Source organism: Candidatus Binatia bacterium (assembly GCA_035631035.1).
Taxonomy (GTDB): domain Bacteria; phylum Eisenbacteria; class RBG-16-71-46; order SZUA-252; family SZUA-252; genus DASQJL01.
This window is the reverse complement of the sequence record DASQJL010000117.1, coordinates 1-12,113: the sequence shown is the minus strand read 5'-3', so window position 1 is coordinate 12,113 and position 12,113 is coordinate 1. Positions and strand designations below refer to the sequence as shown.

The following is a 12,113-nucleotide window of genomic DNA, read 5'->3' as shown; positions in this document are numbered from 1 at the left end:
TGTGAGCGACCGGACGTCCGGGTTGGACCTGGAGGGCGTGAGGCGGCGCGATCCACAGGCTCTCGGCGACTTCTTCGAGGCCTACTTCGATCGCGTGTTCTCCCTCCTCAAGCGCCTCTTGGGCGACCCCGTCGCGGCGCAGGACGCCGCGCAGGAAGTGTTCTTGAAGATCCATCGCGGAGCGCACCAGCTGGACGTGGCGCGCGACCCGGGACCCTGGGTCATGGCCATCGCCACCAACGTGTGCCGCGACCTCTGGCGCTCCGGTGCGTACCGGATGACCGCCACCGCGGCGTCGCTCGAGGCGACGCCCGGGCTGGCCGAGACGCTGGCGTCGAGCGCGCGCGACCCCGAGGCCGACGCGGTGTCGGCGGAGCGCGCGCGCCTGGTTCAGGAGGCGCTGCGGCATCTGCGCGAGCCGCTCCGCGAGGTCGTGGTGCTGCGCGAGTACGAGGGGCTGGGCTACGACCAGATCGCCGCGATCACCGGTTTGAACGAAGCCGCGGTGCGCAAGCGGTACTCGCGCGCGCTGTCGGAGCTGGGCAAAGCCCTCGAGAAGGCGGGACTATGAGCGAACAGGACGAAGAGCGGCAGGAAGCCGAGGCGCTTCGGTTGAGTCCCGAGGCCGAGCGCGCCCGCGCCGCCCTTCGCGCGGCCCCGCCGCTCCGCGCCGACCCCGCCTTCCGCGAGCGGGTGAAGCAGGAGTTCGTCTCGGGCGCGATCGAGGTGACCGGATCGCGCGTGCGCCGCCCCCGCGCCAACGGAGAATCGGGGCATGCGGGGCACGCCGGGCACGCGGGTCCAACGCGCCTCGGAGGCTCGCCGCGCTTGAAGCGGTCGGACTTTCCGGGCGGCCGCCGCCGCGGCGTGCCGACGCTGGCCTGGATCGGAGCCTCGCTCGCCGCCGCGGCGGCGCTCGTGGTCGTCTTCGGCTCGTTGAATCGCGGACCCACGTGGTGGGTCACCGCCGCGCGCGGCGACGGCACGGTGCGGGTCGACGGCCAGACCGTGGCCCTCGACGATCGGGACGCGATGCGGCGGCTGCTCGTGCCCGGCGCCGAGATCGAGCTGACCGGAAACGCCGAGCTCGATCTCTGCAGCAACGGCGTGCTGGCGGTGCAGCTCTCCCCCGGCACGCGGATGACCCTTCCGCCGCCGCCGGGACGCTGGCTGGGGCGCCGGACCGAGCTGTACGCGCGAAGCGGCGAGCTGCGGGTGACCACGGGAAAGAACTTCCCCGGCGTCCAGCTCGCGGTGATGAGCCCGACGGCCGCCGTCGAGATCAAGGGCACGACGCTCGCGATCATCATCGAGGACACCGGCACCTGCGTCTGCGTCTACGAAGGCACCGCCATGGTGGGCCGCCTCCGCGGCGGTGAGTTCGCCGACATGCACGCCGTCCCGGGCGGCATGCGCCGCTACGTGTACAAGGACGAGCGCGCGGCGGCCAAGGACCCCGACCTGCACGACATGCGCACCGAGGAGCGCGGCAAGCTAGCGTCGTTCCGCGACTCGCAGCGCCCCTGGCTCACGGGAGAAGGCACGGCGGATTAGGGAGGGCTGCGCAGCCCCATCTTCTGCACGAGCGCGGGAAACCGCAGGTGGCTCCGAAGGGGAGCCCAGTCGGGCAGAAGCCGCGCCAGCAACGTGAGCGGCTCCCGTTGGTCCACAGCACGCTCGGCGAGATCCATGGCCACGTCGTCGAGCCCCGCGAATCCGGCCGCGGTCGCGATCCACATTGGGGACGTGAATTCCATTCGGGACCGAGCTTCCAGCTCGTCGTAGATGGCCCGGGCGACATGGGCGCGCCCCGACGCCGCATAGGCCCCGGCCAGGGTCCCCAGGGCCCACGGGTGTCGCCCCGACATCGCAAGGACCCGGGGCGCGTACTCGATCGCCCGCGCATGGTCGCCGCTCCAGGCGTAGCATCGCAGGACGCTCAACTGGGCAAAGTAGGATGCGGGGTCGATCGCGACGCCGCGTAGCGCCGCCTCGAGGGACTCCTCCAAGCGTCCGCCCAGCGCGCACAGGAACGACATCATTCCCCACGCCCATGCGTTCAACGGGTCGTACTCCAGCACCTGCCCCGCCTCGGCGATGGAACGTGCAGCATCCCACGCTCCGAACCCCAAGAGCCAGAGCGCGCGCTCGCAACGTGCCTGCACGTGCCGAGGTTCGATCGCGAGCGCCCGATTCCAGGTGAGGGTGGCCCGTGCTTCGTCGCGCTCGTATTGCATCTCGATATCGGCGAGCACCGCGTGCGCCTCCGCCAGATCGGGCTCGAGCGCAAGCGCCCGGCTTGCCGCATCGCGGGCACGCGGCATCACGGCCGAGCAGGGGGCGACCCCATACGTGCCGAGGAGCCGGTACGAGTCCGACATCCAGGCGAGTGCATCCGCGTACGATGGGTCCAGTTCCAACGCCCGCTCAAACCAGCGGATGGCGTCATCGATGGACCGGCGTTGGATCTGGACGGCCTTTCCCTTGAGAAAGCAGTCGTACGCTTCGGGATTGGATGTCCCACGGCGGGTCGCGAGTCGGTCGGACCCTCCCGCGAACGTCACCTGGAGCTTGCCTGCGATCGCGTTCGCGATCTCGTCCTGCACTTCGAAGACGTCGTTCAGCTCTCGATCATAGCGTTCGGACCACAGTTGATAACCGTCCCCGGCGCTCACGAGCCGGGCGGTCACCCGCAGGCGGTTCCCCGCGCGCCGCACGCTCCCCTCCAGGACTGTCGCGACGGACAGTCGTTCGGCCACCGTGCGAAGGTCCTCCTGCCGTCCCTTGAACGCGAAACTCGAGGTGCGCGCCGCTACGCGCAGGCCCTTGAGCTTCGCCAGGGCATTCAGGATCTCCTCGGCGATCCCATCCGCGAAGTACTCGTCTTCGGCCCCGCTTGCATGCTCGAACGGAAGAACGGCGATCGATTTTTCCTCCTCCGCGCCCCCACGGACACCTGGCGCCGCGCGCCCGGCGGCAAGGACCTCGAGCTCCAGCCTCACCTCGCGGATCTCCTGGGGGCGGTCCTGCATCCGCTTTCGAACGCAGCGCCGCACGAGCTCGCGGAGCGCCCCGGGCGTGCCGGGCGGAACGCGCTGCCACTCAGGCTCACGCTCCAGAATGCCGGCGATCAAATCGGAAACGGTCGCCCCCTGGAACGGGGGACTCCCGGTGAGGCATTCGAAGAGTACGCAGCCGAACGACCAGATGTCGGTGCGGCGATCCACCGGCAGGCCACGCACCTGCTCCGGGCTCATGTAGGGAGCCGTTCCCAGCACGGTGCCGTCAGAGGTCATGCTGTCGACGAGCGTCGCGGACCGATCGGTCGCGACCTCCGAACGCTCGGCCTTCGCCAGCCCGAAATCGAGCACTTTGATCGAGCCCGAAGGCGTCAGCATCAAATTGCGAGGTTTGAGATCGCGATGCACGATACCGCGACCGTGGGCCACCTCGATGGCCGCGGCGAGCTGCAGTCCGAGGCGCCCCGTCTCCGCCGGCGGCAACGGCCCACGCTCCAGACGGCTCGCCAGCGTCTCTCCTTCCACGAGCTCGAGGAGGAGGAGGGGTGCGCCATCGGTCTCGATGAGGCCGTAGATCGCCGCGATATTCGGATGACTCAGCGCCGCCAGAGAACGAGCTTCCTGTTCGAACCGCGCCAGGCGCGTGGGGTCGGTCGCGAAGGGTTGCGGCAAAGCCTTGATGGCGACGTCGCGTCCAAGGCGGAGGTCGCGAGCCCGCCACACCTCGCCCATGCCGCCCGCGCCGAGCGGGGCGACAATCTCGTAGGTTCCGTACCGGGCTCCGGGCGCCAGCCCCATCTCACTCCGATCCCGTCGTGCCCGCGATGCAGAGGTCGCCGCTCCACACGCCGGTCCCGCGCGGGCTGGCCCACACGCCGGCCACATGGCCGGTCGAGGTGTTCCAGCTTCCGCTGCCGATGAACTCGGCTCCGGCGAAGGCGAGCGACCGCGTCGTACCGGCGGTCCCCGCGGCGGTGCCCTGCACGGCGACGACCGCCGTGTCTCCGTCGGCGACTTCGAATCCGGCCACGCCGTTTCCCGCCACCGCGAGATTCAGCGTGCCCCACATCGTGGCGGCCGAGTCCTCGTAGGTCGCACAGAAGGCGTGGACCGCGGAAGGCCTGCGGCCCGGCAGCGCGGTGAACCGGCCGTTGCCCGAGGGACCGGTATAGCGTCCCTCGACCCGGATGGGCGCGCCGCCGTCGAGATAGAGTCCGGCCAGCTCGTAGCCCTGGCCGCTCAGCCGGAGCGAATCGGTCCCCGCGTCGTAGGTTCCGGTCAGGTTCACGACACCGCCGCCATCCTGGCTCATCACGCCCGACGCGGAGACCGTGGTGTCTGCGGGCATGGCGAGGGATCCGGCATCGATCGTCAGGTCGAGAAGCCCGTTCTCGGCGCTCCCCACGAACACCCCGGTCAGCTGGGTCTCGGGTGTGGGCGTGCCGGGTGTGGGAGACGTGAGTTCGTGCTTCGTTCCGCAGCCGGTGAACGCCGCGAGCGACAGCGCGAGGGATAGAACGACGGTCGACGCAACGGGCAGGGCCACCCCCGTTCTGGTTCTCATGACACCACTCTAACACCCGGCCAGAACAGGCGATCCGAGAGACGTTGACCGGCCCCTCAAGCCCTGTCACACTTACACTTATGGACCTCTACATCGTGCGGCACGCCATCGCGGTCGACCGGGGCGATCCGGCCTTTCCCGACGACGACGAGCGGCCCCTCTCGCCGGAGGGGATCCATAAGTTCCGCCTGGCCTCGCGAGGACTCTCCGAGCTGGGGCTCAAGCTGAAACGGATCGCGTCGAGCCCCCTCCTGCGCGCCCGGCAGACGGCCGAGATCCTGCGCGATGCCGTGGCCAAGAATCTGGAGATCACGATCGTCGAGGAGCTGCGGCCGGAGACGCCCTTCGAGCAGACGGCCAACGCGATCGCGGCGCAGGGAGACGGCGGGATCGCGGTGGTCGGGCACGAGCCGCACCTGAGCGGGCTCACCTCCTACCTGCTCGTGGGCGGCGGCGATCTGGCCGCGATCGAATTCAAGAAGGGAGCCGTGGCGCGCCTCGCGTTCCCCGACCGGCCGGCGGCCGGCGCGGGAACGCTCGAGTGGCTGATCCAGCCGGGCGCGCTTCGCCTCCTCGCCAAGGACTGACGCCCCGGGACTGACGCCGGCCGGAGCCGCTCGGGCGCCGGCCAAAAGACCCGCAGCGCCTCAACGACGCGCCGCACGGACGCGACCGCGCAAGGACGACACCGTGCCCATGATCGAGCGCGAAATCAAATTCCGGCTCCCGGAGGGAGTCGGCGCCGAGCGCGTCCGCGAAGCCGTGGAATCCGCCGGCTTCCGCCTGACGCCGGGCCCTTCCCTCGCCCACGAAGACCGCTACCTCGACACGGAAGACTGGGCGCTCTACCGCGCGGGCCTCGCGCTGCGCCTGCGCGCGGGCGCGGGCGGCGTGAAGCTGGAAGCCAAGACGATCCGCTCCGCCAGCGACAAGGCGCTCGTGCGCACCGAGTGGAGCCAGGAGGCGCCCGAGGGCGATCCGCCCTGGGCGATGCTGTCGCCCGGGCACGTCGCGGCCCTCCTCCAGCCGCTCCACGGGCTTCACGTGCTGGAGCGGCTCCGCGTGCGGGCGCGGCTGCGCAACGACCGCGAGTGCTTCGGATGGCTGCGCGGCGACACCGCGCTGGGCTCCCTGACCGTGGACCACGTGAACGCGATGAACGGCTCCGACACCGCGCCCGTCGCGTTCGACGAAGTGGAGATCGAGCTGGCCGAAGAGGAGCCCGCGCTCGAGCGGCTCCGCGAGCGTCCCGAGGAGCGCGCCGCGCGGCCCCACCTCGACGCGGCCCTCGACGAGGCGCGCCGCGCCGTCGAAACGGCGCTCGGCGTCGAGGCGAACGTCGCGTCCAAGCTCGCCACCGCGCTGGCGGCCGCGGGCGACCGGGCCCCCGAGCGCGACGAGCGCGGCTACGCGGTCCACCCCGCCGACCGCCTCACCGACGTCGCGCACAAGATGTTCGCGAAGCAGTTCGGGCGCATGATCTGGAACGAGCCGGGCACGCGCCTGGGGATCGATCCGGAATACCTCCACGACATGCGCGTGGCCTCCCGCCGCCTTCGCACCGCGCTCGACCTGTTCGAGACGGCGATCCCCGATCACCCGCGCCGCGAGTTCGCCGACGATCTCCGCTGGATCGGGCGCGGGCTGGGGCGCGTGCGCGACCGCGACGTAGCACTCCTGCACGTGGCGGACCTGGCCGCCGATGCCCCCGATCTCGAGATTCCCGCATGGCGCATCTTCCGCCACTCGCTCGAGCTGGAGCGCTCCCGGATGCGCGTGCGCCTGATCGAGCGGCTCGACTCCGAGCGCTACGCGGCGTTCCTCGAGCGGGCGCGCGCCTGGATCGCGGGGCCGGCGCCGGCAGGGGAGGAGATCCCGGCCGGCGGCACCCCCGCCTACACCGTGGCACCCCGGCTGATCGCCGAGCGCATGGGCGCGCTGGCGGCCGCCTACGAGGAGGCCGAGCGGCTCGTGGACCAGCCCTCGCTGCACGCGTTCCGCATCGCCGCCAAGCGGGCGCGCTACGCGCACGAGTATTTCGGCGACACGGGCGGGCCCAGGTCGTCGCGCCGCGCCAAGCGGCTCGCCGGGCTCCAAGACTTCCTCGGAGAGCACCAGGACGCGGTCATGCTCCTGCGCCGCCTGCGGAAGTACGCGAGGTCGGTGCCCGCGCGCGATCGCGAGCTGACGCTCTCGGTGGGAAGCGCGATGGGGCACCTGGAGCGCGCGGCGCGGATGCGCCGCGGCGATCTCAGGCGTGCGTGGAGCGAGGCTCGGGAAGAGTAGCTTCGCGGAAAGGCCGCTCGTGGCGTCCGTGGGTGGCGCCCGTCCCGAACCGCTTCCGAAACGCGTCGTCCACCGGCAGCTCGAGGTCGTGGCGGTGGAGGCCCGGTCCGTAGCCGTCGGGCAGCACCGACACCGTCCGGAACCCCAGCTTGACGTAGAACCCGGCCGTCTCCTGACTCGTGTCCAGGATCACGCGCCGCGCCTCCGGCATCGCCGCGATCCAGGAGAGCCGTTCCAGCGCCATCCACCAGCCGAACCCCGTTCCCTGGTGCGGCGGCGCGATCATCCCCCAGACCAGGCTCGCCGTTCCCTCGTCGTCGACCATGACCCCGCCGCAGCCGATGATCGTCCGCTCGTCATCGCGCAGCACGCGAAAGTCGCCTTGAGGACGGTCCAGGAACGCCACGAACGATTCCCGTTCGTGAGCGTCGAAGAAGCGGGGCGTGTTCCCGTCGAAAATCGCGAGCAATGCGGCGCGGTCGCCGGAACGATACGTTTCGAGCGTTGGCATGGTCGGCTTCCCTTGGATCGGCGGTAGGCCGAAAGTCTACACCCGGCCGGGGCGACCGCAACCCCCTTCCCGCGTGGACACCCGGCGGGGCCGCGGCTACTCTGTCCCGCCATGGGACGCGTGGGCCAGGGACGGGCGATTCTCGGTGCGGCGGCGGTCGCGGCGGCGCTGACCTTCGCGCCCGGGACGGCGTTCGCCCGCTACCTTCCCCAGGAGCGGGTGCCCGTCTCCAGCCCGGTCTATCGCGATCTCGAGCGCCTCATGGCCAGCTACGACCGGGCGCCGATCGCCTTCTCCACAAGGCCCCTCCGCGTGCAGGAGATCCTGGCGTACCTGAACTCCCTGGTCGTGGAGTACCCGTCTTCGGCCGGCGATCCGGCGATGATCCGCGCGCGGCGCCGGGTCGACCCCCAGGCGCCCGGAGCGCACGCGCCCTTTCTCACCATCCGGGACGATTCGACCGAGGTGGCCACCGTCTCGCCGTACGTCTCGCTGGCGTACGAGGACGATCCGAAGAACCGCCCCGACATCAATCGGGACTACCGCGTCGGCGCGCAGGTCGTGGCGGCGTTCGATTCCACGACGATCTTCGTCTTCGACGGCTACGAGGGCACCGCGTCGCAGGGGGGCCGCGGCACGCCCAACTTCGGCCGCCTGAATTCGGTCATCGAGGGGGTGGACCTGAACTCCTGGATGGACGAGGCCTACGCCGAGGTGAAGCTCGCGCGCCTGCGGGTCCTGGTGGGCCACGCCTCGCTGCGCTGGGGGCCCGGGAGGGACGGCACGCTCGCGCTCTCCGACGCGGCTCCCCCGCTGGACATGGTCCGCCTGGAGGCGGGGTTTGCGCGGAAATGGCGCGGCCAGTCCTTTGTCGCGCTCCTGGACCCGGGCCCGCAGACCTACCTCGCCGGGCACCGGCTGGAGTGGAGTCTCCTCGACATGCGGCTCGGAGTCACCGAGCTGGCGCGGTTCGACGGCACGAGCCAGGCGCTCCTCTACAGCATTCCGGTCGTGCCCTACTCTTTCTGGGAGAAGCGCCCCAAGTCCGCGCCCGACGGCGCGGTCCCGGGCGACACGACCGGGCTCGCGCTCTCCAAGAACAACGTGCTCCTGGCCGTGGACCTCGCCTGGAACGTGCGCCGCGGCTACCGGCTCTGGGGCGAGTTCCTGGTGGACGACATCTCGTTCTCGAGCGACTACAAGCCGGACATGATCGGATGGCAGGCGGGCGCGGAGGAGCGGTGGTTGCTCGGGGGCGGAGGCGGGGGCGGCGCGGGCGTGGCGACGGAGCGAGCGGCGACGCTATCGCTCGAGTACAACCGCGTGAACAACTACACCTACTCCGCCTGGCACGGGCACAACTTCGATTTCCAGGGGTTCCCGATCGGATTCGTCTACGGCCCCGACGTCATGCTGTTCGCGGCCGAGGCCACCTACGAGCATGGCGCGAACTGGGAGTTCCGCCTGCGCGGCGAGCTGCGGCGCAAGGGGGAGGGCTTCATCGGCGACGCCTGGCTGCGCGAGCAGGGCAAGGTGGACGCCGGCGCGCTCTCGGGGGTCGTGGAGCGCGACGCCCGGGTCGCGGCCCGGCTCACCTGGACGCCGAGCCGCATGCTCCGCCTGGAAGGAACCGTGGGCTACGCGAGCTTCAAGAACGAGGACCACCGGAACGTGGGCGTGGAGAACGAGACCCCGTTCCGGCTGGCGGCCCGCCTCGAGTGGTGATCCCCTAGGCCGCCGAAGCGGTGCGCGGGATCGCCGGCGAAGCGGTGCGTGGCGCCTCCGCCCCAGCCGGCCCCGGCGCGATTCCCCGAAAACCCGCCAGCCCCTGCTCCAGCGTGTCGTGCAGGTTCTCCCGGAAGACGCAGTCGAGCTTGGTGATCGCGAAGATGTGGCGGATGTGCTTGTCCAGTCCGCAGATCTTGACCTGCGCGCCGCGCTTGGAGTAGCTGATGTGCGCGCGGACGACCGCGGCGATGGCGATGCTGGTCATGAAGGTCGTCTGGCTCATGTCCAGCGCCAGCATCCGGTCTCCGGCCTTGTCCAGCTCGGTGATCTTCTCCTCGAACTCGTCGGTCTCCTTGCCCCCCAGAAGCATCCCGGAGGGGGTCAGGATCGTGATTCCGTTTTGATTTCGAACGATGAGTGCCATGACGGCTCCTTCCCCACAGGGAGCAGCGCTCCCCATCTCCTATACACGTAGAACGTCTCAAAGACGGAAAAGGAACCGGAATTGTTTCGCGGGACACCCGGACGGCTATGGCACGCGCTTCACGCCCAGCACGTTCGGGATCGGCCACTGCCGGTGGTTGGAATCGTCCTCATGAAACCCGGTCTCATAGCTCCCGCAGAGATCCAGGTCGATGCCCCCAGCGTGGATGGAAAGGGATGCTTCGGGCCCTCCTTCGACATGCATCGCCCGCGTCAGGTGAAGCGGGGCGGCCAGGACGGCGCGGTTGAACTCGGCCATCGAGAGCGGGCAGCGCGCGAAGAGGAAGAGGAGCCGCCCGCCCGCATCCATGCCCACGGCGGCTTCGCTCCATCGCTTGCCGGTGGGCTGCCACACGCTTCGCCCCGGATTTCGGATGAGCCGGAGGTTCTGAACGACGAGTCCATAGTCGCCCGCTCCACGCGGCGCTCCGGTGTCCGAATCGCGATCGACCCACAGGGCCGTCGGATGGCCGCCCTGTCGCGGCCGGAGGAAGAGAACCGAGCGGTACGCGTTCCAGGTGCCGTTGTTCGCGCGGGAGCCCGAGCGAAGGTAGCCGACGTTCGTCACGCCGTCCGACTGATACATGCCCATGTTGATCGCGACCGCAAGCCGCTGTTCCCGGCACCAGTCGGCGGCCGCGCGCGGTCCGCCACCGTGCTCCGAGGCGAGCGCCGCCTCGAGTCGCGCGACCCGCGGGTCGATGCGTACGACATGGAGCCGGCCCTCTCCGATGTTGAGAGCGTTCGGCAGGTCAAACCGCGCGTACTCGACGCCAGGTTGGATGGTTCGCCATGGGGATGCAACGGGGTGAGGTGTCGCGGCCAACAAAAGGACACCGACCGCTCCGGCCAGAGTGCCGATCACGCCCCTAGCGACTCACCACGAGCCGCTTCGAAACCCGCTGGCCGTCCGCCTCGGCGAGCAGGAAGTAGACGCCAGAGCCCACGCGGCTGCCTTCGGAGCTCCTGCCGTCCCATCCATGGACCGCCTGGGATGGCGTGTCGTCCCAGCTTCGGACCCGCCGACCGCGAACGTCGAACACCTGAAGCCGAGCACTCCGACCCTGGGGGCTCTCCAGCACGTATTCGACCTGGGACGCGCCCGGCGCCGACAGGATCCGGAGCGAGAGGCCGGCGGCCGCGATCGGCGCGTCGACCAGCCGGATCGCTCCGTCCACCTTGAACTCCTCTCCCGTTGCGAGTCGTCCGGTCATGGCCAGCGACGCGGGTCCCGACGCGAGCAGAGGCCTCACATCGTCCGTCCGGAACTTGACCATGAGATCCGGGACACCGTCGGCATCGTGGTCGCCGATCGTCGCGAACTTCGGCTCGCAGGCGACAGCGCGCTCCAGCCGTATCGTGGCCGGATCCACGGATGCGATCGCGAAGTCCGCCGACTCGAGATAGGCGGTGATCCAGGTTCCGTGGAGCTGGGGATTGACGGTGTTCGGCCCGAAGACCAGGTTGCACTGGATCGCATGCGAGTACTGGATGCCACGGCTGCCGGAGTATGCCACGTGTGGCACGCCCGAGGCGTCCAGCTTCATGCACGCGCCGCTCCCGCCGTCGGCCACCGTCTCGACGACCCATTCGGAACCCGGCCGCGTGACGTACCGAAGAGAACCATCGCTGTACATGATGTGCGGCGCACCCTGCGCGCCAAGGGCGAGATTCGTGTACTGGCCGAACGTCGTGCCGGGCACCGCCTCGAGGCTCCAGCCCGCCGCCGTCTTTCGAGCGAACTCCAGGGAGTTGGATGCGTCGGTGAACGCGACGATCGGCTGGTCCAGCGAGTCCAGCGCGAGCGAAACGGAGTGCATCGGCTGCGCGCCTGCGGGCGTCTCGTCGATGACTTCCTTGACCCAGGCGTCGTCCCCTTCGTACGAGTGGAAGACCTGCCTGCCGTAGAACTGCTCCGCCGCGATGTGCGGGCGGGCCTGGGAGTCGATCAGGATGCACATGTCGAGCGGCGGCTGTCCCCCCGTGGATGTGATCACCTGATTGACCCAGGCTCCACCCGATCGGTAGCTGTGGACCAGGGATCCGCTTCCGAGATAGGACACGATGTGCGGATTTCCCGCGGCGTCCAGCGTCAGCGCATCGCCGGCGCCGCCGAACATGTGGACGACTTGGCTCGACCACGTGCCGCCCGACTTGATCGCCAGGTTGAGGCTGCCGGAGGGCGACCAATAGCTGACGATCGGCTCACCCGTGGGGCCGATCGCCAGCGAGCGCCGGCCGGCGTAGGCGACGCCCGGAACCGTCTCTGAAACCCAGCCTCCGCTCGACTTGAAGGTATGGCGAAGCGAAGTTCCCAGGGAGTACGTGATATGCGGCCTTCCCTGCGCATCGAGATCGAGGCTCGTGCCGCTCGCGCCCGGGGACGGATCGACGACTTCGGTAAGAAATGCCGTGGCAAAGGAAGGATCGGCCCAGGCCAGCAGCGCGCCCAGGGCGGCGGCGAGAACGATATGTCGGATCATGGCGACCCCCAAAGCGCCATCCATGGCGCTGATGCGTC

General features: G+C 69.9%; 11 protein-coding genes. 5 read left to right on the top strand and 6 right to left on the bottom strand.

The features are described 5' to 3' along the window. Positions 1 to 37: 37 nt before the first annotated feature. Together VE326_13535 and VE326_13530 are read left to right on the top strand one after the other, a co-directional pair. Complete coding sequence (locus VE326_13535) at positions 38 to 571, top strand: RNA polymerase sigma factor (GenBank protein ID HYJ34228.1); 534 nt, start codon at positions 38 to 40, stop codon at positions 569 to 571. After that, complete coding sequence (locus VE326_13530) at positions 568 to 1,554, top strand: hypothetical protein (protein HYJ34227.1); 987 nt, start codon at positions 568 to 570, stop codon at positions 1,552 to 1,554. Before VE326_13535 ends, VE326_13530 begins: the two co-directional genes overlap by 4 nt. On the opposite strand, the gene VE326_13525 is transcribed toward VE326_13530, so the two are convergent. Both VE326_13525 and VE326_13520 read right to left on the bottom strand, forming a co-directional pair. Further along, positions 1,551 to 3,818 carry a protein kinase gene (locus VE326_13525; GenBank protein ID HYJ34226.1) on the bottom strand — a complete coding sequence of 756 codons (2,268 nt, stop codon included), beginning with the start codon at positions 3,816 to 3,818 and terminating at the stop codon, positions 1,551 to 1,553. The two genes, VE326_13530 and VE326_13525, sit on opposite strands and share 4 nt — an antisense overlap. Position 3,819: 1 nt before the next feature. Continuing rightward, positions 3,820 to 4,584, bottom strand: a complete 765-nt coding sequence (locus VE326_13520) for a hypothetical protein (GenBank protein ID HYJ34225.1) — start codon at positions 4,582 to 4,584, stop codon at positions 3,820 to 3,822. 80 nt (positions 4,585 to 4,664) lie between these two features. Here VE326_13520 and sixA point away from each other — a divergent pair, with 80 nt between their 5' ends. After that, the gene (sixA, locus tag VE326_13515; GenBank protein HYJ34224.1) at positions 4,665 to 5,171 is read left to right on the top strand and encodes a phosphohistidine phosphatase SixA; all 507 of its coding nucleotides are present in this window, start codon (positions 4,665 to 4,667) and stop codon (positions 5,169 to 5,171) included. Between the two features lie 109 nt (positions 5,172 to 5,280). Beyond that, positions 5,281 to 6,870: a CHAD domain-containing protein gene (locus VE326_13510; GenBank protein HYJ34223.1), complete on the top strand. Its 1,590-nt coding sequence runs from the start codon at positions 5,281 to 5,283 to the stop codon at positions 6,868 to 6,870. Here VE326_13510 and VE326_13505 read toward each other — a convergent pair. Beyond that, the gene (locus VE326_13505) at positions 6,836 to 7,381 is read right to left on the bottom strand and encodes a GNAT family N-acetyltransferase (protein HYJ34222.1); all 546 of its coding nucleotides are present in this window, start codon (positions 7,379 to 7,381) and stop codon (positions 6,836 to 6,838) included. The two genes, VE326_13510 and VE326_13505, sit on opposite strands and share 35 nt — an antisense overlap. Positions 7,382 to 7,492: 111 nt before the next feature. On the opposite strand from VE326_13505, the gene VE326_13500 reads away from it, so the two are divergent. Then, positions 7,493 to 9,106 carry a capsule assembly Wzi family protein gene (locus tag VE326_13500; protein HYJ34221.1) on the top strand — a complete coding sequence of 538 codons (1,614 nt, stop codon included), beginning with the start codon at positions 7,493 to 7,495 and terminating at the stop codon, positions 9,104 to 9,106. Positions 9,107 to 9,110: 4 nt separating this feature from the next. On the opposite strand, the gene VE326_13495 is transcribed toward VE326_13500, so the two are convergent. From VE326_13495 to VE326_13485, 3 genes are all read right to left on the bottom strand, one after another. After that, positions 9,111 to 9,533 carry an STAS domain-containing protein gene (locus VE326_13495; protein HYJ34220.1) on the bottom strand — a complete coding sequence of 141 codons (423 nt, stop codon included), beginning with the start codon at positions 9,531 to 9,533 and terminating at the stop codon, positions 9,111 to 9,113. A gap of 105 nt (positions 9,534 to 9,638) precedes the next feature. Continuing rightward, entirely contained in the window at positions 9,639 to 10,457 is an 819-nt protein-coding gene (locus tag VE326_13490) for a phosphodiester glycosidase family protein (protein ID HYJ34219.1), read from the bottom strand. 4 nt (positions 10,458 to 10,461) lie between these two features. Continuing rightward, on the bottom strand, positions 10,462 to 12,113 hold a 1,652-nt coding region (locus tag VE326_13485), incomplete at its 5' end, for a hypothetical protein (GenBank protein ID HYJ34218.1).

Coding starts and splice junctions, on each gene's coding strand:
- VE326_13520 (HYJ34225.1), bottom strand. CDS start 4,584: ATGAGAACCAGAACGGGGGTGGCCCTGCCCGTTGCGTCGACCGTCGTT.
- VE326_13525 (HYJ34226.1), bottom strand. CDS start 3,818: ATGGGGCTGGCGCCCGGAGCCCGGTACGGAACCTACGAGATTGTCGCC.
- VE326_13530 (HYJ34227.1), top strand. CDS start 568: ATGAGCGAACAGGACGAAGAGCGGCAGGAAGCCGAGGCGCTTCGGTTG.
- VE326_13500 (HYJ34221.1), top strand. CDS start 7,493: ATGGGACGCGTGGGCCAGGGACGGGCGATTCTCGGTGCGGCGGCGGTC.
- VE326_13505 (HYJ34222.1), bottom strand. CDS start 7,381: ATGCCAACGCTCGAAACGTATCGTTCCGGCGACCGCGCCGCATTGCTC.
- sixA (HYJ34224.1), top strand. CDS start 4,665: ATGGACCTCTACATCGTGCGGCACGCCATCGCGGTCGACCGGGGCGAT.
- VE326_13495 (HYJ34220.1), bottom strand. CDS start 9,533: ATGGCACTCATCGTTCGAAATCAAAACGGAATCACGATCCTGACCCCC.
- VE326_13510 (HYJ34223.1), top strand. CDS start 5,281: ATGATCGAGCGCGAAATCAAATTCCGGCTCCCGGAGGGAGTCGGCGCC.